Origin of the sequence: Psychrobacter glacincola, from assembly GCF_965118485.1 — a bacterium.
GTDB lineage: Bacteria > Pseudomonadota > Gammaproteobacteria > Pseudomonadales > Moraxellaceae > Psychrobacter > Psychrobacter glacincola_D.
This window is the reverse complement of the sequence record NZ_CBCPJH010000040.1, coordinates 1-23379: the sequence shown is the minus strand read 5'-3', so window position 1 is coordinate 23379 and position 23379 is coordinate 1. Positions and strand designations below refer to the sequence as shown.

19 protein-coding genes and 1 pseudogene are annotated in these 23379 nt (G+C 41.3%); 10 read left to right on the top strand and 10 right to left on the bottom strand.

Going from position 1 to position 23379, the window contains the following annotated elements:
• The first annotated feature begins 75 nt into the window (after nucleotides 1-75).
• From ACMHKH_RS12620 to ACMHKH_RS12585, 8 genes are all read left to right on the top strand, one after another.
• Entirely contained in the window at nucleotides 76-576 is a 501-nt protein-coding gene (locus ACMHKH_RS12620) for a Tfp pilus assembly protein FimT/FimU (RefSeq protein ID WP_413520992.1), read from the top strand.
• Entirely contained in the window at nucleotides 576-1175 is a 600-nt protein-coding gene (gene pilV / locus ACMHKH_RS12615; RefSeq protein WP_413520991.1) for a type IV pilus modification protein PilV, read from the top strand. The genes ACMHKH_RS12620 and pilV overlap by 1 nt, the downstream gene beginning before the upstream one ends.
• The gene (locus ACMHKH_RS12610; protein ID WP_413520990.1) at nucleotides 1175-2212 is read left to right on the top strand and encodes a PilW family protein; all 1038 of its coding nucleotides are present in this window, start codon (nucleotides 1175-1177) and stop codon (nucleotides 2210-2212) included. The genes pilV and ACMHKH_RS12610 overlap by 1 nt, the downstream gene beginning before the upstream one ends.
• Complete coding sequence (locus tag ACMHKH_RS12605; RefSeq protein WP_413520989.1) at nucleotides 2209-3048, top strand: PilX N-terminal domain-containing pilus assembly protein; 840 nt, start codon at nucleotides 2209-2211, stop codon at nucleotides 3046-3048. The genes ACMHKH_RS12610 and ACMHKH_RS12605 overlap by 4 nt, the downstream gene beginning before the upstream one ends.
• Nucleotides 3049-3071: 23 nt before the next feature.
• Nucleotides 3072-7046, top strand: a complete 3975-nt coding sequence (locus ACMHKH_RS12600) for a hypothetical protein (protein WP_413520988.1) — start codon at nucleotides 3072-3074, stop codon at nucleotides 7044-7046.
• A complete protein-coding gene (locus ACMHKH_RS12595) occupies nucleotides 7047-7565 on the top strand; it encodes a type IV pilin protein (protein WP_413520987.1) in 519 nt (172 codons plus the stop codon).
• Nucleotides 7559-8017 carry a type IV pilin protein gene (locus tag ACMHKH_RS12590; RefSeq protein ID WP_413520986.1) on the top strand — a complete coding sequence of 153 codons (459 nt, stop codon included), beginning with the start codon at nucleotides 7559-7561 and terminating at the stop codon, nucleotides 8015-8017. Before ACMHKH_RS12595 ends, ACMHKH_RS12590 begins: the two co-directional genes overlap by 7 nt.
• A gap of 312 nt (nucleotides 8018-8329) precedes the next feature.
• Nucleotides 8330-8845: a pilin gene (locus tag ACMHKH_RS12585; protein ID WP_413520985.1), complete on the top strand. Its 516-nt coding sequence runs from the start codon at nucleotides 8330-8332 to the stop codon at nucleotides 8843-8845.
• 171 nt (nucleotides 8846-9016) lie between these two features.
• On the opposite strand, the pseudogene ACMHKH_RS12580 reads toward ACMHKH_RS12585, so the two are convergent.
• The 5 genes and pseudogenes from ACMHKH_RS12580 to mutS all read right to left on the bottom strand — a co-directional run.
• Nucleotides 9017-9400 (bottom strand): annotated as a pseudogene (locus ACMHKH_RS12580) (transposase family protein); the annotation flags it as partial.
• A gap of 8 nt (nucleotides 9401-9408) precedes the next feature.
• Complete coding sequence (locus ACMHKH_RS12575; RefSeq protein WP_413520998.1) at nucleotides 9409-9675, bottom strand: helix-turn-helix domain-containing protein; 267 nt, start codon at nucleotides 9673-9675, stop codon at nucleotides 9409-9411.
• Between the two features lie 12 nt (nucleotides 9676-9687).
• Complete coding sequence (locus tag ACMHKH_RS12570) at nucleotides 9688-9849, bottom strand: hypothetical protein (RefSeq protein ID WP_413520984.1); 162 nt, start codon at nucleotides 9847-9849, stop codon at nucleotides 9688-9690.
• A 163-nt stretch (nucleotides 9850-10012) separates the two neighbouring features.
• Nucleotides 10013-10336, bottom strand: a complete 324-nt coding sequence (fdxA, locus tag ACMHKH_RS12565) for a ferredoxin FdxA (RefSeq protein ID WP_055123496.1) — start codon at nucleotides 10334-10336, stop codon at nucleotides 10013-10015.
• A 90-nt stretch (nucleotides 10337-10426) separates the two neighbouring features.
• Nucleotides 10427-13519 carry a DNA mismatch repair protein MutS gene (gene mutS / locus ACMHKH_RS12560; protein WP_413520983.1) on the bottom strand — a complete coding sequence of 1031 codons (3093 nt, stop codon included), beginning with the start codon at nucleotides 13517-13519 and terminating at the stop codon, nucleotides 10427-10429.
• 400 nt (nucleotides 13520-13919) lie between these two features.
• On the opposite strand from mutS, the gene secA reads away from it, so the two are divergent.
• Nucleotides 13920-16700, top strand: coding sequence for a preprotein translocase subunit SecA (gene secA / locus ACMHKH_RS12555; RefSeq protein ID WP_413520982.1), 2781 nt, complete (start codon nucleotides 13920-13922; stop codon nucleotides 16698-16700).
• Between the two features lie 225 nt (nucleotides 16701-16925).
• A complete protein-coding gene (locus ACMHKH_RS12550) occupies nucleotides 16926-17456 on the top strand; it encodes a hypothetical protein (protein WP_413520981.1) in 531 nt (176 codons plus the stop codon).
• A gap of 83 nt (nucleotides 17457-17539) precedes the next feature.
• Here ACMHKH_RS12550 and ACMHKH_RS12545 read toward each other — a convergent pair whose 3' ends face one another.
• From ACMHKH_RS12545 to ACMHKH_RS12525, 5 genes are all read right to left on the bottom strand, one after another.
• Nucleotides 17540-18205, bottom strand: a complete 666-nt coding sequence (locus tag ACMHKH_RS12545) for a YsnF/AvaK domain-containing protein (RefSeq protein WP_413520980.1) — start codon at nucleotides 18203-18205, stop codon at nucleotides 17540-17542.
• A gap of 170 nt (nucleotides 18206-18375) precedes the next feature.
• Nucleotides 18376-19224 (bottom strand): DUF2382 domain-containing protein, encoded by an 849-nt coding sequence (locus tag ACMHKH_RS12540; protein WP_413520979.1) that lies wholly within the window; start codon nucleotides 19222-19224, stop codon nucleotides 18376-18378.
• A gap of 351 nt (nucleotides 19225-19575) precedes the next feature.
• Nucleotides 19576-20757 (bottom strand): thiolase family protein, encoded by a 1182-nt coding sequence (locus ACMHKH_RS12535; RefSeq protein ID WP_413520978.1) that lies wholly within the window; start codon nucleotides 20755-20757, stop codon nucleotides 19576-19578.
• Between the two features lie 57 nt (nucleotides 20758-20814).
• Nucleotides 20815-22161, bottom strand: a complete 1347-nt coding sequence (locus ACMHKH_RS12530; RefSeq protein ID WP_413520977.1) for a homoserine dehydrogenase — start codon at nucleotides 22159-22161, stop codon at nucleotides 20815-20817.
• A 187-nt stretch (nucleotides 22162-22348) separates the two neighbouring features.
• The gene (locus ACMHKH_RS12525) at nucleotides 22349-23206 is read right to left on the bottom strand and encodes a DsbC family protein (RefSeq protein ID WP_413520997.1); all 858 of its coding nucleotides are present in this window, start codon (nucleotides 23204-23206) and stop codon (nucleotides 22349-22351) included.
• Nucleotides 23207-23379: the final 173 nt, after the last annotated feature.

Sequence of the window (23379 nt, the reverse complement as noted above, 5' to 3'; positions counted from 1 at the left end):
TTAAAAATTTAATATTTACACTAATTGTAAATTTAGACCTGATTAAGTATACCTGCAGCTATATAGGGATTTGACGTGAAGGCATTGGGTAAACATCTACCACAGAAATTACGCATGACTAGCTCAGGGTTTACCCTGATTGAGCTGATGGTAACGATTGCGGTAATGGCTATTATCATGAGTATCGCTGCGCCTAGTTTTAATGAACAGTTGGCAAGAGGTGAAATACAGAAAACCGTCAGTTTAATTCAAACTTCAATAGATAGGGCGAAAGCTGAAAGTACTGTTTCGCGTAACGATATTACTTGGAGTTATAATGCTACTGATAAACAAATTAAATTATCAAATGGTATCAACACGATAGCTAACTATGGTCTGAGTAGTAAAATTTTACTAACATTCACGCCTACCACTATAACTTCTATAGTTATAAAAAAAGAAGGAATTATAACTACAGCGGTTGGTGCTGCTGCTGATATAACTATTGATGTGAGCGATACTAGAGCTACTAGTACTATAAAAAGAGTTCGAATAAACACTAAAAGAGCGTTTGAATGTTCGGGGACTAGTTGCTAATGAGTATCAAACAACAAGGTTTTGGATTAATTGAAGTAGTTGTGTCGCTATTGATACTATCGGTTGCTGTATTAGGTTTTACAGCGATGCAGGGTCAGGCGATAAAAGCCACTGACGAGTCTCTTGAGCGCACTCAATCCTTAATCATGATGCGCAATATGGGTGAAAAAATCAGAGTCAATCCGACTGTTATACCAGTCTATAGTGCAGCTATCAATACAGCTACAACGACTATACCTTCTAATACTTGTGGCCTAAACGGCACTATTAAAGCATGTAATCCAACTGAGCTTGCAACGGCTGAAGCTTATTTCTTTACTCAGGATATGAGTAACCGAGGGTTCACGGTTAACTTGCATCCATGCCCTAGTACTGGTGGAGGAAGCGATTCGAACATTATGTATTCTTGGTGCCTTATCAGTGCTTGGGGAGATACTAGACCGACTATTGGTACAGATATAAAAACCAAAGATATCGGAGGAGACAGTACCGACGGTAAGATGGATTGCTTAACTTCTCAACCAGCAGAAAATAACGAGAGTACTAAAGGTGGTAAGTATCATTTGGGCGCTACTTGTATGTTTATGGAGATAACCTAATGAGTTATCGTACTCCCCCTACATTTATAATTAAAAATCAAAGTGGATTTACTTTGATAGAGTTAATGGTCGCTTTAATATTGGGGCTATTAATTTCGGCTGCTGCATTGCAGGTTTTTTATACCAGTAGCGTAAATAACAATCGTCAAGCAGCTGGCTCACAGATTCAAAATACAGCCGTATTTGGAGTAGAGGATTTTAGTAAAAGTTTACGTCGTGCGAATTATGGTGCAAACTCAAACAATACTAGTAGCTTTTATCTTAATCACTTAACACCGCAGGGTGGCGTAGTTTTAACTAGACCCACAGGTACAAAGACGACAGGAACACCTCCTGTTACTACTGTAACCTGGGTCGGCTCCAACCTCAATGGACTAAAAGGCAGTGCTGCTTTACCTACTAGCATACTTTCAGCCAATGCTTCAGAAAATAGTGCTAGTAACATTGGCATCACTAATAGTGATCAGTTGACTATTCAATATCAAGCTTATCAAAATAATATTTTCAGTTGTGATGGTGAACGCATCAATAAAAATGACTATGTCGTAGAACGTTATTTTGTCCGAGCTGATAATAATTTAGCATCGCGCCAAAATGGTTTAGCCTGTGCTTCAATGATTTATACCTATAACGTGACTGCTGCTGAAGCGGGTATAGATGTAGAAGCAAAGCTTGCTAAGTTAACCGGCACTGGTATTATTATTATTCCTAATGTGGATTATTTTAGGGTGCTATTAGGTACAACCGCACAGAATAACTTTGCTACTAACCCTGCGGACTTATCAATTGTCTATCAACCTATTCCAGCAAACCCAGCCACGACATTAGCAGGGCAACGTATTGTTAGCTTACAAGTTGGTTTACTCACTCATTCTGATACAGCTACTACTTCGAAACAAGATAATACAAACTTACGATTTAATATTTTAGACAAGCGCGATCAAAAGCTTGAGGGCAAGGTGGCTGCCGGTGGCAAATACCTAAGAGATGTCTATGAGACAACTATATTAATCCGTAATGCACGAGGCAAACCATGATATCTACTTCGAAAAGTCAGTCTATCAAGAGCTCAGAGTCAGGTGCCGTTCTAATCGTCGTCTTATTAATGCTTATTTTAATCACTTTGATTGGTACGATAGCGATACAAAGAAGTAGTACGGACTTAAAACTTGCCACTGCCTCTCAAGTAAATAAACTTACTTTTCAATCTAGTGATGCAGCGTTTAATAAACTTGAAAAAGAAGATCGTTCTTTAGGCAAAGGTAATAGTGTAGATAATATTCGAGGTTACGTGACGCGACCAGGTAAAGAATATGTAGGTCGAGAAGTGGTATTTTGTTTACGTCCTAGAACTAATAAATTCTTTGATCAAACCAAATTGACAGAAAAAACATCTGATGGTACAGCGTATATTTCTGGAAAGAAAAATGGTTTTTGTAATGTTGGTGCCGCAGAGGATTATGTAGGTGAAAGTCGTACAGTAACACAGATGACATTTGCAAAGACCAAAACCAATGATGCACTTCCATATAGTTTAGAAGGCGATAAAACCTACACCGATGATCAGGTATCTCAAACAGGACAAACTCCATTTGAATGTGCAAATTTTGAAGTTTACGCAACATCGCTGATACCAGCATTTTCTAATGAATCTACTGCAAAAATAAATGCGTGTCTAAAGACTATAAATACAGATGCTCTAAAAGATAAATGTGATGCGAAGGTTAAAGCAGAAAACACAGATTATGCTACGCGTCCTGAATTGTTTGTAAAATGTAGTATCGACGCCTGTCTTGAAAGCCTTGGCGTTCCTTACAATACCCAAATGCAAGCTTATAAGTCTAAACCTATTGGCGTACGCTGCTTAAGCTGATCCCATATAATAAGGTAAATGTTATGAAAAATATTATTACTAATAAAGCCTTATCATTGCAGCTTAAAATGCTAACGACTGTAGTTGCCACTTTTATGTTTAGTCATGGAGCTCAGGCTAGTGTAGAGCGTCACGGAGATCTAGAGATTTATAAAAAACCTCAGGCTTCTGCTCCCGTTATTACTCTAATGCTAGATGTCTCCGGTAGCATGAATGAAATTGATGCACCTGCAAATGGCTGTAATTACGATGGAAGAGAGCCTTATAAAGACAACAGCTATGGTTATACCACCTATTATTGTAAAGTGGGCAGTAATAGATTCTATCGCCGTATCGATAATTTGAAAATGGGTGTTTCAGATCTAGTGAATAGTCCGGAGCTAAAAGGTAAAGTCAATATAGGAGTTGGTACTTACCCTTTATCAAAAGCAAGCAGTACAAATGCAGATATTGCAGGAAATGGACATATCGATATACCAGCCAATATTCTTGATAATGCTCACGCGCTATCTATCAATGCATTTATTGCAGGAATAGAGGCTAAGGGTGGTACTCCTATCGCACAAGCCTATGGCGAGGCAGGTGCCTATATGATGGGTACTAGAACAAATAAAAAAGTTACAACTCCCTATTTTTTATATAGAGAAACTTATAAAGATGACAGAGGCTTTTTAGGATGGGGAGTTCTGAGTGGGCAGGACTATGAATGTACAAACTGGGAAAGTATAGATAAAAACAAAATAAATATAAGTAATAATTTAATAAAATGTAATATGTGGAAGAAAAAATCAAATCTGAATCCTAATACCCTCGATATGGAAGGACATGAGATTGATAGAACAGAAACAGCACTTTACGTATTCTTTACTAATATCTATAAAAAAATTATCTCTGAAGGTGATCCTACTATAAGTAGTAATAATATTGTTCCATACCCTTTAATAGATACAACCTTAGTTGAAAACAAATATAGTGGGTTTAAACACTCTGTTGATGGCACTAAAAACGATACTAAAATCAATTACAAATCTCCTTTACCTGAAAGTAAGAAAAGCTGTGCAGGTAACGGTATTTATTTTTTAACAGATGGATATCCAAACCAATCAAGTACTACCATTGCTAAATCAGTAATGAATAACTCTTTAGAGCCGCTTACGGGTACTCAAAAACTCACAGTAGAATGTAGTGGAACTGGAGAAAAGGCTTGGCCATGTACCTTAGATTATTCTCAAAAACTCTTGAGTACAGATAATCCTAGTGGTATCGAAATAAAAACGGCAACGGTTGGTTTTGGTTCTGCTTTTAGTAGTATTAGAAGCGCTAATACTGAAGCGGAATGTGAAGCTGGTGATAATGATGACGTGAGAAATTTATGCAAATGGGGAATCCGTGGTAAAGGAGGATTTTATTATGCAGAAAATGGTCAAGATATTGTAAACAGCATCAAGTCTTTGACAGGTAAGCTGACGGAGGATATCCCTCCTATCTCAACAGGTAGTATGGCAGTACCTCTTGACGACCTAAATGTCTCGACGTCACGTAAGTTTGCTTATTTACCTTTACTTGATCCACAGCCTTTAGCTCCCAACAGATTATGGAGAGGGAATCTTAAGAAATATAATATTAAAAACGGTACGCTAGTTGATAAAGATAACAAAGCGGTTTTTGCTAATAAAGATGGCGTATTCGCGACTAACACCGCTGATATCTACAATACGGTAGCAGGTACGAGTCGCCCTGATAAGGCATTACCGCAAATAGGTGGGACTTTTCCACACATCTTCGAAAATGGTAATAGCCGTAAGCTTTATGTTAATCAAGGCGGTCGTTTAGAAGGTGTTGGTACAGATGGCATTACGGCAAATGCAAAGCCAGTAGGTTTTAATAACTTAACGAACTCGAACTATTCAAAATCTCAAAAAGTGCAACTATTGAACTTCTTAGGTTATCCAGTAGCAGCTAGTTTTGAAGTAAAAGATGAGAATAAAATAGGAGTGGCTTTTGACCCTACTAAGAAGCAACTAGGGGGTGTATTACATTCTCTACCACAGCTGATCTCCAAAAATGCGGAGCTAAAAGCAGATGGTACTATTGACAATAATAAACGTGAAGACTATGTGCTTTATGGCTCATTTGATGGTGCCTTACATGTCATAAGAGATACAGATTCTGGCACAAACAAAGCCGGCGAGGAAGTATTTACCTTTATACCAAAGCATGTCTTAGATCAACAGGGTGAAAGCTTTGTTGAGCCTGATCGAGTCGCTAATAACCCTATATTTGGCGTGGACGGCCCGTGGTCAGTATTTACCAATTATAAATACTCAAGTGCTAAAGTTGAAGCTCAGCAGTCGCTTGCTTTTGGTGGCTTAAGAATGGGTGGTTCAATGTACTATGGGCTGAATCTTTCTAAGCTCACTGATCCTAAAATGATATATTCTGTCGGCTCTACTTATGCCATCGACGGTAGTAATAGTGCCAAGGGGGTCAAAAATGATACTGTCCTCACAACCAATAATAGCGATCAAAAAGCCTATGCAAAAATGGGACTTAGCTTTGCCAAGCCAAGCGTAGGTTATGTGATGAGAAATAACAAACGCGTCATGGTCAACTTCTTAGCTGGTGGCTATGATCGTTGCTACGAAGATCCTAATTTTAAACTGGGATCGGCTGTGACGACCAACATAGGTACAGGATGTAATGGTAAAACCTCTGCTCAAGGTAATGGCATCTATATGGTGCAAGTCGGTCAAGAAAAGATCGATACTACGGTAACCGATACTGCTGCTGCAAGTAATGAAAATAGTTTTGATACAGCTATTGGTATTGGTAATGGTGATCTATTATGGTGGGCGAGTAACTCAGACGCTGGTGCAACAGGTCCAAGTTTCACTCCTGTAACCGATATGACTCATAGTGTGGTGACTGAAATACGCACACTAGATCGCAACTATGACGGACTGACGGACCAGCTGGTCTTTGCAGATTTAGGTGGACGAGTATGGCGCGTCGATATTAATAATTCTGATGATGGGGAAAGTTTTAAGGTCGAGCGTGTCGCTAAGATGCTTGATCTATCTATTCTTAGTACTGACACTAAACTCACTGATACTAATGCATCTAGTGGTAACGATGCCTTACCTAGAATATATGAAAAGCCTTTAGTGACCTTTACTAGACTAGGCGAAGGTACAGATATCGTAGGTCTAGTAACCGTAGGAACAGGCGATAGAAGCTCTCCAGTTACGGCACAAAGAGACGTAGCAGACCGTATCTATACTTTCGTCGATCGAGATATTGCGCGACCCAATCTTTTTTGTTATGACATAAGAAGCACAGCTGCAAACGAGTGTACAAATGTAACGATGGAATTAAAACAAAAAACAGCGGTAACTCCGGCAAACTTAGTGCCACTAACCATTGGTGTTAATGGCGAGTTTGGCAATGATAATTCCATTAAAACTGACATGGACGCCTATACTAAGCTTGGCTGGTATTTGCCATTGACATCATGGTCGACTTCTAATGCGACAGGTAGCCAAGTCATATCTGGTAGTAATAAAGGCATCAAGATGTTTAACCAGCCGGATGCAATAGCAGGACTATTGTTTACGACAGTTTATAATCCCAATATAGGTGATACATCAGGTACCTGTTCTGCAGGCGTGACCGGTCTGACTCAAAGGGAGCAGGTGTGCTTACCATATGGGGTTTGTATGAGTAAGGGAGCTGATGGGAATTGGCTAGTACGCAAGACTCGCTATCTATCTAATGCTGGTATCGGCATCGTGGATAATATTATCTCAGATGGTAACTTTAACGGTGACACCAAAAATAGTGTGGTCGTATTAGAAAATTTCTGTGAGGGTGCTGATTGTTCAGCTGGAAAACAAGATTTAATCATCAATCCTATTACTGAAGAGTTAAATTGTCAGGGTACCAGTTGTAAAGTAGTGACAGACTCGCAGCTAGATCCTATGCAATGGAAGGAGCGCTAAGTGAATCAGCCCTTTGAGCGCGGATTTACCTTAATTGAGCTGATGATTATCGTTGTGATAATAGGTATTCTTGCCGCCATTGCAGTCCCTTCATATAGAGAGTATGTTCGTAAAAATGCTCAAAGTGAGGTCGAATCAAGCATGCTTGGATTAAGTATAGAGCTTGAACAGTGGCGAGCAAAAACGTTGACATATGGCGGCTTTACCCCCAGTAAAGGCTGGTCGACTACCGCCGATACCGTATATGTGCCAAAGGGTAGTAGTGCAACGACTCATAATTATGCTGTACAAATTAAACATGTAGGGTCAGGAGAGACTCCTGCTGTGAATTCATTATCTACGGCGTCACCTGCGAACAGCTGGGTGATGGTAGCGACTCCACGTACTGGTAGCTTAGTTAAAGATATGCCGTCAATGGCATTGACCAGTCAAGGAGTCAGATGCCTATCTAAAGATAATAAGATTATGCTAAAAGCTGTATCTGCACAGAATTGCGGGGAGGGAAATAAAACATGGTAAATCAATCTGAGTTAGGGTTTACCTTGATAGAACTTATGATAGTGGTAGCTATTATCGGCATTTTAGCGGCTATTGCCTATCCTAGCTATCAAGGCTATATAGGAAAAGGCAATCGGGCTGACATGATGGCTGAAATGCAACAGATAGGGGCGAGAATAGAAGCCAATAAGATAACGTATAAACGCTATGATCGTATTCCATTAAATGAGATATTTAGTAATACCGTTACTGGCGCGAGCACTACTTTTCCAGACTCTGGAACTGCGCTATACAATGTCACTATTAGTCCTGTCAGTGGTACTACTCTAAACGGTGAGCAGTGGGTAGTTACCGCAACGCCTATAGCAAATACACGAATGGCAATAGCAAATGATGGCGTACTTACCCTAGATTATTTAGGGGAAAAATGTCGAGGTAGTAGTTGTGGTATGGGCGATGAATGGAACAAATAAGGAAAGGATTTAAATATATTATGAAGTGACAAAAATTGTCAGCCACTTTCATTAATAATATTCATTTTGACAAATTTCAGTAGTCTAAGCGTAACATTAATTACCGAAAGTTACGTTTTTAGAGATAGGAAATAATGGACTATAAAGACTAAAGGTTCTAAAACCTGTAAATTAAGTAAAATAAGACTGCTTCTTAATTTTGGCACGCTATATGCATCAATTATAATAAGAGAAATATATTATATCCCTAAAGATAAAACGCGCTAGTAAAACAACAGCCATTTATCTTTATATACCCCAAAAGGAGTTCTTATGAACACTGCTCAAAAAGGCTTTACCCTAATCGAACTAATGATTGTTGTTGCTATTATCGGTATTCTAGCAGCGATTGCGTTGCCTGCATATCAGAACTACACAGCAAAAGCACAAGCAGCTGAAGCCGTAGTTTTATTAAGTGGCCTCAAAACTTCAGTAATGGATATTGCTGGCTCATCTAGCCTACCAACAGCATGTAGTGCAACTGCTCCTAGAGATGACGATCCCTTAACTACTGCTGTAAATGAGACTGTACTTGCAGGTGCTCTACATACATCAAACGGCTTTACACAAAGTGGAAAATATGTTGCATCCATTACACCAACTTATGTGGCAGGACCACCTAGTGTATGTACTTTGACGGCAGCATACCAAACATCTGGCATCAATGATAAGCTTACTAACAAAAATGTGAAATTCATTTACACTGTTGCTGCTAATGGTGCTGGTACTTGGACTTGTACTTCTAACCTTGATGCAGCGGTACGCCCAAGTACATGCACAGGAGTATAATTCTATTTCTAAAAAAATTGCTATCATAAAAACGCATCAAGTTTGATGCGTTTTTTTTTAAGCATGAGTATACTGGTTTAGCCTAGCTTATAATCCAAAAATATAATATCCCACTAAAAACCAAACACTATGTTTGGTTTTTTTTATTTTTGAATAGACCTCTTGCAAAAGTCACAACCTATTCTCGAAATTAAAAATACCAGCAAACAGTGTCATTCTTAAATCATAGCGCTTACGTCTGTTTCGATAGCGTTCAGCTACGATTTTAAATAACTTAATTAGACCTATTTTATGCTCAACTAGAATACGAAACTTTGCTAAATACTGATTGGCCTGTTTGCACAGTGCTAATAACTCACCACCCTTCGGTTTCTTAAAGGGGGTAAAGGTATAGTCGTGTAGCTTAGCTATGCCTTGGTAACCACTATCTGCTAGGTAGCTGGTGTTCTTAGGCAGCCAATCAGGGCAGGTCTGCTTGTAAAGACTAAAGTCATGTACTGAGCCTTTGCAAGTTTGCACATCAAGTATAAGACCCGTTTGCCAATGTGCGATGACTTGCGCCTTTAAGGTATGTTGTTTCTTTTTTCCACTGTAGTACTGTTTTTGGTTTTTTTTGGACGTTCAATGGGCGTTTCAGTGGCATCTATGATGACCGCTGACCAATTGATATCCTCAGGCTTACCGTGTGGCAGTTTTCGGGGTAAGTCAAACTTGCCTGAGTGAATAAGGACGTCTTCTACTTTTCTGACAATACGACTGGCAGAGGATTCATGGACGTTAAAGTCCATACCAATATGATAAAGCGTTCGGTATTCACGCCAATAGGTCAGTGCCAGTAAGATCTAAGCTTCTAAGCTAAGATCACTCGGACGACCTGATTTGGTCTTAGAGGCTTCATGACCTTGCATGGCTTCTAGCATTTGCTCAAAAGTGGCTTTGTGTATGCCTGTGTAGCGTTTAAAGCCTGCATCATTCTGTTCAAGCAGTTTGGTTATGTTTGGCATATTCATTAAATAGTTAAGGTTTAGCTATATTCTTTGAGTCTTTAAACTACTTTTGCAGAGGTCTAATGATGAGAAAGAAATAAGTAAGAAGAAAACCACCTAACAGCGTGCTATTATGTGGTTTTTTATTATCTCAATATATTTAACGGCTCTAAAGAGCCAGTTACTTCTCTAAATACTGAATTTTACCTTCGACACCATCCCACTTTTCAGCTTCTGGCAGTTGACCTTTCATCTCAGTGATATTTGGCCACTTTTGCGCCAGCTCTTCATTTAGCTGGGTGAACATCTCTTGCCCTTTTGGTACTTCATCTTCTGAGAAGATGGCATTGGCAGGACATTCAGGCTCGCATAGCGCGCAGTCGATGCACTCATCAGGGTCAATGACCAGGAAGTTCGGTCCTTCATAAAAGCAGTCCACAGGACAGACTTCCACACAGTCGGTGTATTTGCAAAGAATGCAGTTATCTGTAACGACGAAGGTCATAGTGGTTTACCTGTTATTGGCTTAAGGCTAAATAGAATAGTTTGTAATAAGGTGTATTTTAACGCTTTTATGATAATTTGACAAATCACTTTACTGACTAATGATTTTCTTCAAATGATACAGTAAATCATGCGCTTGCTTGGGCGTTAGGCTATCAGGATCAATCGCACTTAGCTCATCTTGTAAGCTAAACAATTGATTTTGCTGTGGAATATCAATCGTACTCTGATATTCCTTCACGCTTCTTTCACTTGCTATCTCTGCTCCGTTAGCGTGATATTGCGAGCTTTTATCCTTTACTGACTTAGCTAATTCATTTTTGTCATCAACGTTATCATTAATAACTTTGTCGTTATCTGTTTTAAGAGTATCTAGCTTTAAGGTATCTATTAAGTAACGCTTGGCATCATTAAGCACCTGGGTCGGAATACCTGCCATCTTCGCCACATGGAGTCCAAAGCTGGAGCTTGCTGCGCCGTCCTTAATTTGATGCAGTAGCAGCAGTTGACCATCGATTTCACTGGCAGCGACATGCACGTTACGAATACTAGCATGGCTTTCGTCTTTATTATTTGCCAATTGTGTCAGCTCAAAGTAATGAGTGGCAAATAATGTCAGGCAGCCAATCTCAACCAGTCGATTGACGCAAGCATGGGCAATTGCTAGTCCGTCGGTGGTCGCTGTACCGCGTCCGACTTCATCCATTAATACCAGCGACTTATTGGTTGCTTGATTGAGAATGTTAGCGGTTTCAATCATCTCAACCATAAAGGTCGATTTGCCGCCAGCTAAGTCATCTGCTGAGCCAATACGGGTAAAGATACGATCAATATCACCAATATAAGCACTAGCCGCTGGGACAAAGCTGCCGCAATGAGCAAGTAGAACAATCAATGCCGTTTGGCGCATATAAGTAGATTTGCCACCCATATTAGGACCAGTAATCATTAATAAACGTTCGGGATTTGTATCGCTACCGAGTGCACAGTCATTGGCAACAAAATGATTGCTATGTTTGGCAGGAGTATTACTGTGGGTATGAACAGGGTTTAGTGCGGCTTCGACCACGACATGGCGACCTGCTTTGATATCAATACTGGTTTGATTGCCAGTAATTGAGCTGTCTTTATTATTCGACTCATTACTCATCACTGGTCTTTGCCAGTTATAAACGATAGCGAGATTTGCCCAATTACTAAGTACGTCTATTTGCGCAATCGCTGCGCTAAGCTGTTGCAATTGCGCTAAATGGCTACCTAATATTGTTAGCAGTTCATTATACAGCTGCTTTTCACGAGTTAGGGCTAAGCTTTGCGCGCTGAGGTATTCGGTTTCCACCTCTTTTAGCTCATCAGTGATAAAGCGCTCGCTACTCTTTAGCGTTTGCCGTCTGATAAAGTGCGCAGGGGCATTTTTTGCTTGCGTTTTGGGTAATTCAAAATAAAAACCGCTGACCTTATTAAAGCCAACTTTCAGGCTAGGCAATTGGTTATCCAGTCGCGCACGTTCTAGCATCTCCTCTAATGTTACTTGGATATTGTCATGCAGATGGGTCAAACGATCAAACTCTTCATCATAGCCAGCGGCTAGCATGCCGCCATCACGGATATGCGCAGGTGGCTCCGTGATAATGGCGCGCTCAATCAGCTCGGCTATAGATTGTACAACAGGTAGCTGCGCAGGCAATTGCTGCATCAGCATGGGCAACAGTCCTGCTTGCTCGTGCTCAATACCAGCATTGCTTAGTAAAGCAGTTAATTGACTACTACTGGCAATACCATCAGCAAGCTTACGTAAATCACGTGGCTTAGCACTCATTAGCCCAATGCGGCTAGTGATACGCTCAATATCGCCAATGGTATTTAACGTTTCGCGTAGGTTTTGGACTAATGAGACACTTTCTAAGTTTTGATCAGAATATTCAGAATTGATAGATAGGTTGTCTGCATTGAGCAAACTGGCTATGACATCTAAGCGTAGATTGATATGCTCATGTTGACGCAGTGGGCGCTTCATTTGTTGCACGAGCAAACGTCGACCCATCGGTGTTTTGCAGTGATTAAGTACAGATATCAGTGACGTACCGTTACTACTGACGGGAGTAAACAGCTCAAGATTTTGCTGGCTATTGGCATCAATAATTAAGTAGTCATCGCTATATTCGACGATGAGCTGGTTCACTTGTGGCACATGACGTTGCTGAGTTTGCCGTGCATAATGAATAAGAGCGGCACAGCTAGACTGCGCTAACGGCGTGTCGCTAATACCAAGTCCATCGAGACGCTGCACCTCAAACTGTTGGCATAATGTCGCGCTGGCATGCTCACGATGAAAGTCATTGGCAGCCACTTCGATAATAGGGCAGTCAAGATTTTGACGTAACCATAGCAGCCACTCTTCTCCGTTACTATTTTTATCACCAATATGGTCACAGAGCGCTTCGCTAATGATACATTCACTGGGCGCAAAGCGTGCCAATACCGTCAGCATTTGGGTTTGTAAACCTTCGATATCATTGTTATGTGCTGTCAGACTTTGGGTTGTCAATGTGCCAGCAGCTAAATCTATTTGACTGATTGCAGCTTGCAAAGGTTGTTTGCTATTTGATTTAGGAATTTCGATATCAATAGCGACGACGGTCGGGGTGTGATTGGGCGCAATTAACGCATCATCGGTAATCGTTCCAGCGGTCAAAGTCTTGACGACTTCACGGCGCATAATACTGCCAGCAGCAGATTTGCTTTTATCTTTTTTTTGCTTATCACCCATAATGGGAGAGTCTGAAGTATTATTGGCTGATTCATCAATTTGCTCACAAACAACCACCGTTTGCCCAGCAGCTATAAGCCTTGCCATATAGCTGTCGGCTGCATGAAAGGGTACGCCTGCCATGGCAATTATATTACCAGCTTTATCAGTACCACGGCGAGTTAAGGTGATGTCCAATATCTGCGCAGCACGCTTGGCATCCTCAAAAAATAACTCATAAAAATCACCCATCCGGTACAGTAGCAAGGCTTGAGGATAGTTAACCTTCATATTTAGATATTGCACCATCATCGGCGTATGATCTGCCAAATGATAGATAGCATCGCCTATGACCAATGAGTCAGAGTCAACTGGCACAGATTTTAAAGTAGGTTTGATGAGATTGTTATTTTGAGCAGAAGGTTTAACTGGCATGCAGAATCTCTTAAGTTGTCTTTTTTATTTATTAAATAGGGGTGTCTAAATAAGTTTGGCTAGATATAAAGCTTTAATTATAAAGGCTAGTCATAATTGGTTCAAAATAACAGAGTATTGCCTAAAAACCGAAATATTAGTAAGCAAAAAAAATTGGAAAATATAGATTTATAAGTGTTATTTTAACACGTCCTATCACCTTTTTACGTCGGCAAATATCTGCTAACTGCCCTTGTATCCATCGCCGTCATAACCATATATAATGACGTCACACTTAATTGGGCGATATTTTATTGGACTGTTTTAAATTGGACAGTAACCAGCCAAATAATTAAAAAAACAGCGAGTAAAGCGTTGTCATGCGCACTAATTATCGAATATTTCCATAGGTCAAAAAATTATGTTATCAAAGATTATAGGCAGTGTCGTTGGCACCAAAAATGAGCGTGAGCTTAAACGCATGCGCAAAGTAGTCAGCAAAATCAACGCATACGAGGCTACGATACAAGCCCTGTCTGATGAACAGTTACAACAAAAAACTGAAGAATTTAAAGCAAGACACCAAAATGGCGAAAGTCTAGATGCCTTATTGCCAGAAGCGTTTGCGGTTTGTCGTGAAGCGTCGTTACGGGTTACCGGTATGCGTCACTATGATGTGCAGCTGATCGGTGGTATCACATTGCACGAAGGTAAAATCGCTGAGATGAAGACCGGTGAGGGTAAAACCTTGATGGGCACCTTAGCGATGTATCTCAATGCCATTAGTAGTAAAGGTGTACATTTGGTAACGGTCAACGATTATTTGGCGGCACGTGATGCTGAATTGAACCGTCCGTTATTTGGATTTTTGGGCATGACGGTTGGCGTGATTTACTCGCAGCAGCCGCCCCAAGAAAAAGTCGATGCCTATCAAGCCGATATCACTTACGGTACCAATAACGAATACGGTTTTGATTATTTGCGCGATAACATGGTCTTTAGTTTAAAAGAGAAAAAACAGCGCCCATTAAACTTCTGTATTATCGATGAGATTGACTCTATCTTAATTGATGAAGCCCGTACACCGCTGATTATCTCGGGTCAAGCCGAAGATTCTTCACGTATGTATGCGCTGATTAATACCATTATTCCCGTGCTTATTCGTTCAAAAGATGAAGAAGCCAATAAGAATAACGAAGAAGAAGATTTCTGGATCGACGAAAAGAACCGTCAAATTGAAATTAGCGAAAAAGGCTATGAGAAAATTGAGCGCTTCTTAATCGGAGTGGGTGAGCTTGGCGAAAATGAAAGCCTTTATAGCCCAAGCCGTTTGCCATTACTTGCTCACGTACAAGCGGCGATTCGCGCTCACCATGTATTTGTTAAAAACATCCATTATATTGTTGATGAGGGTGAAGTAGTCATCGTTGATGAAAACACCGGTCGTACTATGCCTGGTCGTCGTTGGTCAGAAGGCTTGCATCAAGCCGTTGAAGCCAAAGAAAACGTCGAGATTCAAGCAGAAAACCAAACGCTTGCCACCACGACATTCCAGAATTTCTTCCGTCTCTATGACAAACTGTCTGGTATGACCGGTACTGCTGATACTGAAGCGGCAGAATTTAAATCAACTTATGACTTAGATGTTATCGTTATTCCAACGCATGAGCCAATTTCTCGTATCGATATGGATGACCAAATTTTCTTAACCAAGTTAGGTAAATACAAAGGCATCATCCGCGAGATTAAAGATATTCAAGCAAAAGGCGCGCCAGTCTTGGTCGGTACAGCAACGATTGAAGCCAGTGAAGAATTGTCTTATCTACTTGATCAAGAAGGCGTTAAGCATAACGTTCTAAACGCCAAACAGCATGAGCGCGAAGCAGAAATTATCGCGCAGGCAGGTAGCCCAAAATCGGTCACTATTGCTACTAATATGGCAGGTCGTGGTACTGATATTATCTTGGGTGGTAACTGGCAGTCATTTATCGAAAATATTGATTCGGTCAGCCCCGAAGAAATGGTGCGTCTAAAAGCCGAGTGGCAAATAAAGCATGACCAAGTCGTTGCGGCTGGTGGCTTACATATTATTGGTTCTGAGCGTCATGAATCACGCCGTATTGATAATCAGCTACGTGGTCGTGCCGGTCGTCAAGGTGACCCTGGTATGTCACGTTTCTTCTTATCGCTTGAAGATGACTTGATGCGTATCTTTGCTGGTGATCGCGTCGTTAACATGATGCGCGCCATGGGTCTCAAAGAAGACGAAGCCATTGAACATAAAATGGTGTCAAAGTCGATTGAAAATGCCCAAGGTAAAGTGGAAAGCCGCGATTTTGATGCACGTAAAAATCTATTAAAATACGATGATGTGGCCAATGACCAACGTAAAGTTATCTATGGTCAGCGTGATGATTTACTGGCAGAGATGGATTTGTTAGAGGCCATTAAAATCATGCATCAAGAAGTCTATAACGCCATGATTAATCAGTTTATTCCGCCAGGCTCTATCGATGATCAATGGAACATCGATGGTTTGGAAGATGAGCTTGAGAACGAATTTAAGATTTCGATGCCCGTTAATGATTGGCTTGATGAAGACCGCCGCTTAGATGAAGAGGGCTTGCGTGCCAAAATTATCCAAACAGCATTGGATCGTTATCATAGTCGCCGCGAGCAGATGGGCGAAAAAGATGCCGCCCAGCTTGAGCGTCATTTTATGCTGCAGAGTTTAGATAAGCATTGGAAAGAGCATTTAACGCAGATGGATCAGTTGCGTAAAGGTATCCATTTGCGTGGCTATGCGCAGAAAAATCCTGAGCAAGAATATAAGCGTGAGTCGTTTGAGCTGTTCCAGATGATGCTAGGCGCGATTAAGTCTGAGACGGTTCAAGACTTATCACGTGTACATATTCCAACCAAAGAAGAGTTAGAAGCGTTAGAGATTCAGCAACGTGAAAATGCCGCCCATATGCAAATGCAGTTTGAACACAATGATATTGATAATATGGATGGCGGTGTGGAAAGAGCAGCAGCGCAAAGTCGCAATGTCATTGGCGGTGCTGCAGGTGCCGGTATAGCAGGTAATATGAAAGGCAATGATAGTAACGCAGACCCATATGCCGGTATGAATATCAGCCGTAACGCCCCATGCCCATGTGGTTCAGCACTTAAATATAAACAATGTCATGGCAAAATCTAAACTTAGATAAATAAAATTTCTTTATAAAAAAGTCCTTATCAAAATAGATAAGGGCTTTTTTATGGTTTGAATAAATACTTATACGATTTATATGATATAAAGCCTATCTGTAAAAAACTATGTATAAAAAAACCATGACCTATATACTAATGATTGCTTACAAATTCAACATAGGCGGCAATTTGCTGACAGGCTATAGTGTTTAGCATAATTATTTGGGAGAGCATGATGAATTTAGAATTATTAAGACAGTGGCGTCATTCTTTGGTGGTTACCGCATTATTAGCGGGAGCATTATCTATAACTGCCTGTCAGCCGAAGCAAGAGACGGAGCCAAGTCTAGACGACAGTATCAGTGAAGAGCAGGCAGTACCGATGTCTGCAGAGCCTGCAGAGCCAAGCGATGTAGTGGTAGATGCCCCTGCTATCGAGGTCGCAGATGATACGGTTGCTACGGTCAATGGTGGTGTAAGCCAGATGACGTATTTGTGCTCTCCTGAGCTCGCTATTGATGCGACTTATAAAGATAATGATAACCAAGTGGTACTTGCGACAGCTAAAGGCACCGTCACCTTGAAAAAAACTAATGATTCTAGCAATCCTGAAGTATTTGAAGGCACAACAGCGGTTGACGGTAGCACAGGCTTCGTACAATGGCGAGTCGCCAATCAAGATCGTGAAACGGGCGTAATGCGTACTGCTGGCGCAGATGCGAGTAACGTCAGTACTTATGACTGTAAAAAGACTCAAGGGTAATGGTTAACCAGCTCAACCTAAAAAAGCAACGTTAACGTTGCTTTTTTTGTCTCTGATTTTCATTAATTCTACATTGTCAGAACTTATCTTTTCTGAGTAGGATTTTGCTGATGCGCTAAATATCCTTCCTCGTTGACATCGAGTTCCTCATGTTTTAGCTCGACTTCTATGCTATCGGTGTGCGTATGCGTGGTTTTTTCAATCGCTACTTCTTGGATTACATAAGTGTCTTTGGTAATCGTTGCGACTTGACGTGAGAGAATAATCTCAATGGGCGTATCGCCAATCTCGACCTGCTTGCCATTAATAGTAACGACCGCTTTACTATCTAATGAGGGCTCTACATGACGCAATATGTCTTTATCATCATAATTACCTGATAATAAATCCTGACTTTCGCTATCATGATGATCGGTACGTACTGTTATATATTCTTCTACCAGTTCAATGGGTACTTGAATAGTTTTGGTACGAAAATGCTTGGTAACGGTTACTTTACCAACATCTAGGCGCTCTTTATTGACTACCGGACGTTCTTCTAATAATTCTAGATAACCAACTTTATTATTAGTACCTAATATATTTTCTGAAGGAATAATTTTTTGGTCGTCTAAGACTGCTTGCTTCTGACTATGTTCATATGAAGATAAGTCAGATGAGGTTAAATTATCTGGTGTGCCGTTAGCATCATTATTGGTAAATTCAGGATAGCTGTTATCAGGATAGTTATTTTCATTATTAGCATTCATGGTTATTTTCCTTATTATTATATATAAAAAAAGACCAGAGACGAGCTCTGGTCTTATCTACTGAGAGAATACTCAGTTGCTAATAACTATCGTACGCTGTTAATTTAAGATTATATAGTAATAATCTTAAACACTATTCAGATAACAGCAGCATACGAAAGCGTAGCGTATTACATACCACGAGCACGGCGTACATCTTCAGCAGTGATATCACCACGAGTAAACAGGTTACCATCACGGTCAATGATGTTACCATCATTATCGACATCTAACTCTTCACGTTGGATAGTTTCTACGATAGTTTCTGTGCGATGTTCTGTTGTTTTACCGACATTCACTTCTTCTGTGATGAAGGTTTCTTTGTTGACATGCGCACGTTCCGCTTCTAGTTCAACTTCAACCGTTTGATTGCCATCGATATCACCGATGCGGCGGTCAGTTGGACGATTAACATTGGTACGTTCGATATTGGCATGCTCTTCTTCCAAGTCAACGTCCACGTTGCGCTCTTCAGTAACCACATGCTTACCGACTTTTACCAAACCTGCGACGATACGGTCTTTATTAACTGTCAAACGTTCTTCTAACAGCTCTAGCGTGTTTGGTGCATTATAGTTATGGTCGGCAATTTCCATACGCTCAGCTTCTGGAATCGTATCTGCGACAAATGCTTGACGATCTCTTTCATACTGTTCTTTATAGCTATATTGGTAATCATGATCATATACTTCCATTGCTTCAACCTGTGATTTAGTTAAGCTATCAAAGAAGACATCATCACCAACGATACGAGCTAAACCAGCTGGTATTAATACTTCTTTTGAGCTAAACCAGCCACCTGCATCAACGATTAAGTAACGAATGCGACCAGTGGTATCTTCTACCAACGCGCCTTCAATTTTACCGATTTTTTCTTCGTTAACACCAAAAGCGGTTTTGCCTGTTGGGTCATAATAGTCATCACCAATTAGGTCACGATGAGTTGCTTGAATATCTCTTAAACGAATTAGTTGGCTCATTATTATCTTCCTTTTGTATGAATATATTTTTATGAATTACTTATCTTCATTGATAGTATTTATTATTACCAGCCGTTCTTTTCTCTCGACTTGCTATTATCGTAACAAGGAGAGTTGCCGCGAGATATATGAGCAAGGTAGCAAAGTGTGCGCTTGAGGTAATGCCGTGTAATGGGCTGTAAAAGGCACCGTTACTATATGACAGTAAGTTAAGGCTTTCTTACGCTGATGCATCCAAGTCAGTAGTTGGTAATATTTAGAAATAAAAAAACCGTATTGTTAAAAGCAATGCGGCTTTGTTGTTCTAAAAATAAGCTAAAAATTCATACTATATAGTAGTATTAATCCTGCTTAAGCAAGCTCAATCGCTACGGCTACTGCTTCACCGCCACCGATACATAACGTAGCAACGCCTTTTTTACCGCCAGTGCGTTTTAGAGAATTTATAAGCGTCACTAAAATGCGTGTACCTGAACAGCCAACGGGATGACCAAGGGCACAAGCGCCACCTTCGATATTTACTTTAGCGTGTTCGATGTTTAGCTCATCCATCGCCGCCATCGTAACCATGGCAAATGCTTCGTTGATTTCCCATAGGTCGACATCGTCTACTGACCAGCCAGCGTTAACTAAGACTTTTTCAATCGCGCCAACAGGGGCAATGGTAAATTCGCTCGGGTGACGAGAGTTAGAGGCAGTCGCAATGATACGCGCTTGATAGCCTAAACCTTCTTCTTTAGCTTGTGACTCTTTCATTAAAACGACCGCAGCAGCACCGTCTGAGATTGAGCTGGCGTTTGCCGCCGTGATAGTACCGTCTTTTGCAAACGCAGGACGCAAAGTAGGAATACGCTCAGCATTGGCAAGCGCGGGTTGCTCATCAGTATCAACCGTTTGCTCGCCTTTACGGGTCTTAAACGTTACTGGTGTAATTTCATCTTCGAAATGACCGTCTTTGATAGCAGTAAGGGCACGGTTTAGCGACTCAATCGCAAAATCATCCATTTGCTCACGCGTATAGCCTTTTTCATCTGCCATTTCTTGCGCAAATTGTCCCATCAGCTTGCCGGTATCCGCATCTTCTAGACCATCTAAGAACATATGGTCTTTGACTTCTTTATGTCCCATGCGATAGCCGGCACGCGAACCTGGCATGATATAAGGCGCATTGGTCATCGATTCCATACCACCAGCGACAGCAACATTAAAGCTACCGGCTTTGATACCGTCATGCGCTTGCATCACCGCTTTCATACCTGAGCCGCATAGCTTATTAATGGTGACTGCGCCTGTTGCATCAGATAAGCCGGCTTTACGCATGGCTTGACGCGCAGGACCTTGACCCAAACCTGCCGTCAAAATACAACCCATAATAACTTCATCAATCTTATCAATATTAACGCCTGAACGCTCAACAGCTGCTTTGATGGCTGCTGCGCCCAAATCTGTGGCGCTTACGTCAGTCAGCGCGCCTTGGAAGCCGCCCATTGGCGTACGTGCGCCGTTTAAGATTACAATTGCATCATTTGACATCGTTATTTCCTTGTTAGGTATTTTCTTTATAAGTGTCTGAGATATTACAGAGCTAATTCACGCCAGTTCATCTAAGCGTATGCGTACTACTTTATCAGCAACCGTAGTTAACGTCTCAATTTTTTCGATAGCAAGATTCATCTGAGCCTCAACCACTGGTAGCGTCAAGATAATCACTGGCACTTGCCCAAGTTTATGTGCAGGCTTTTGCAAAATAGCATCGATATTGATACCCGCATCACTCAAGATACGGGTGATATCTGCCAATACACCAGGGCTGTCATAAGCATGCACGCGTAAATAATAGCCAGTAATCATTTGCTCAGCACGCAATATCGGCATATCTGACAATTTTTCGGGGATAAAGGCTAAATGTGGTACATGGTGACCATTGCTGCTTTGTTGATCAGCGTCTTTACAGCCTAAAACCCTTACCAAATCCATCACATCTGCCATTACCGCAGAAGCCGTCGCACCAGCACCAGCACCATCACCGCAATATAGTGTTTGCCCTAAAGGATGAGAGTTTACCAATACAGCGTTTTTTACGCCATTAACATTGGCAAGTAGCGCGTTTTGTGGAATCAGTGTTGGGTGTACACGCAGCTCAATACCGGCGCTGTCATCACCATTACCATTACCAGCACGGCGAACAGCAAAGCCTAAATGCTTGATACGATAACCAAGCTCTTCGGCATAATTGACGTCCTGCAAAGTAATACCAGTGATACCTTCACAGTAAACCTTGTCAAACTGCAATGGAATGCCAAAGGCAATAGAGGCAAGTAGCGCCAGCTTGTGCGCCGCATCAATACCTTCAACATCAAAAGTAGGGTCAGCTTCAGCGTAACCAAGTGCTTGTGCCTCACTCAATACATCGGCAAACGGACGACCTTTATCACGCATCTCCGTCATGATAAAGTTGCCAGTACCATTAATAATACCTGCTAGCCAATCAATTTTATTGGCAGCCAAGCCTTCACGCATGACTTTAATAATCGGAATACCGCCAGCTACTGCTGCTTCATAGGCGACATGGACGTTATGCTGCTCAGCAAAAGCAAAAATTTCATTACCGTGTTCTGCCAGTAATGCTTTATTGGCTGTGACGACGTGCTTGCCGTTTTTGATCGCGTGCATAATCACGTCTTTAGCGAGCGTTGTACCGCCAATCACTTCGATGACAATATCGACATTGTCACTGGCAGCCGTTGCCATCAAATCACTGTTTTGAATAATATTGGGATCAATATCATCACGCTGACGACGTGTGCCGACTTCGGTAATCACAATGTCACGTCCGCTACGGCGTTTTAATTCATCTAAATTGTCATTGATTAGATTGATCACACCCGTTCCGACGGTGCCTAGACCAAGTATCGCTAGTTTGATGGATTTGCTCACAGTATCCTCAAGAGATTAAATAGTTGGATAAAAAATGCTTCTATAAAATGGGTTGTATAAAGAAGAATTTATATGAAAATTATGCGGCTAATATTTCCCAGCGCTTTATCGTATCATATCGATAAGCGCTTGTGGCGTCTATTCAATCTCAACACCGTTCAAGTCAGCACTATCATAGGATAGGTACTTAGCTGGCATCGATCGCTTCTGCCAATTGGGCGGCGGGTAAGTAGCCACCTACCTGCTGTCCAGATTCAGTAAAGATAGCGGGAGTACCGCGTACACCAAGCTTTGCACCCAATGCCATGTGTTCTCGTACAGGATTGGCGCAGCTAGGCGCTTGTACGTTGGCGCCCGCTTTACCCTGATCCATTGCCGCCTTACGATCTTGACTACACCAAATAGCTTCCATTTTTGGTACTGATTCCTCGCTGCGTGGCCATGCTAAATAACGCACCTCGATACCGCGGGCATTAATATCAGCCATCTCTTCATGCAATTTACGGCAGTAACCACAATCTGCATCGGTAAAGGCGTAAACCACGGCTTTAGTCGCGCCTTTTGCTGGATAAATAACCATGTCTTTTTTGTCAACTGCTTTCAGCGCTTGTTGGGCAGTACTGGCAACCAACGCGGCACTAATATCTACCGGTGCTTCTTTACCTACCGCGATGATTTGCCCTTGAATAATATGCTTACCTGCTTTGTCGGTAAAAAAAGAAGGCAGCCCTTCAGCTGTCACCCAATAAATATCAGTCATATCGGTCGGTACCGCTGAAAGAATAGTCTCTTCAATACCAGAGGTTTTTAAGTTGGCTTGCAGCGATTTAACCACAGCAGCATTACTGTCTTTAGAGACGATAGCGCTACTGGCTTTCGCATTGGCGCTATTGATGACATTGGTGTTGCTGGTCGCATCTGCTGCATTGTTGGAGCAGCCAGCTGCAACCACAACCAATAAACTCGCACTTATAACGCGCGCCACAGGACTGCGAGAGAATGTATCACGGTTGAGCTTGGTTTTATAAAAAGGGGTTAATAACAGAGGAGCTAACGACATAGGGTATTTCCTTTAGGCGCTGATGCCTAATAAATATTTTGGTAGCAAAAAAGATGATAAATTCGAATGACTTGCTTCAATTTATCGATAATAAAAGACAAGTAGCGACTCATACCATATTAGCATATTTTTTTGACTTCCTCCCCGCCTTAAATGAC

What these genes read in the sequence shown, in the direction of transcription:
- ACMHKH_RS12585 (WP_413520985.1), top strand. Translation starts at nt 8,330, where the DNA reads ATGAACACTGCTCAAAAAGGCTTTACCCTAATCGAACTAATGATTGTT.
- ACMHKH_RS12550 (WP_413520981.1), top strand. Translation starts at nt 16,926, where the DNA reads ATGATGAATTTAGAATTATTAAGACAGTGGCGTCATTCTTTGGTGGTT.
- ACMHKH_RS12600 (WP_413520988.1), top strand. Translation starts at nt 3,072, where the DNA reads ATGAAAAATATTATTACTAATAAAGCCTTATCATTGCAGCTTAAAATG.
- ACMHKH_RS12590 (WP_413520986.1), top strand. Translation starts at nt 7,559, where the DNA reads ATGGTAAATCAATCTGAGTTAGGGTTTACCTTGATAGAACTTATGATA.
- secA (WP_413520982.1), top strand. Translation starts at nt 13,920, where the DNA reads ATGTTATCAAAGATTATAGGCAGTGTCGTTGGCACCAAAAATGAGCGT.
- fdxA (WP_055123496.1), bottom strand. Translation starts at nt 10,336, where the DNA reads ATGACCTTCGTCGTTACAGATAACTGCATTCTTTGCAAATACACCGAC.
- ACMHKH_RS12570 (WP_413520984.1), bottom strand. Translation starts at nt 9,849, where the DNA reads ATGCCAAACATAACCAAACTGCTTGAACAGAATGATGCAGGCTTTAAA.
- pilV (WP_413520991.1), top strand. Translation starts at nt 576, where the DNA reads ATGAGTATCAAACAACAAGGTTTTGGATTAATTGAAGTAGTTGTGTCG.
- mutS (WP_413520983.1), bottom strand. Translation starts at nt 13,519, where the DNA reads ATGCCAGTTAAACCTTCTGCTCAAAATAACAATCTCATCAAACCTACT.
- ACMHKH_RS12535 (WP_413520978.1), bottom strand. Translation starts at nt 20,757, where the DNA reads ATGTCAAATGATGCAATTGTAATCTTAAACGGCGCACGTACGCCAATG.
- ACMHKH_RS12610 (WP_413520990.1), top strand. Translation starts at nt 1,175, where the DNA reads ATGAGTTATCGTACTCCCCCTACATTTATAATTAAAAATCAAAGTGGA.
- ACMHKH_RS12540 (WP_413520979.1), bottom strand. Translation starts at nt 19,224, where the DNA reads ATGAGCCAACTAATTCGTTTAAGAGATATTCAAGCAACTCATCGTGAC.
- ACMHKH_RS12605 (WP_413520989.1), top strand. Translation starts at nt 2,209, where the DNA reads ATGATATCTACTTCGAAAAGTCAGTCTATCAAGAGCTCAGAGTCAGGT.
- ACMHKH_RS12545 (WP_413520980.1), bottom strand. Translation starts at nt 18,205, where the DNA reads ATGAATGCTAATAATGAAAATAACTATCCTGATAACAGCTATCCTGAA.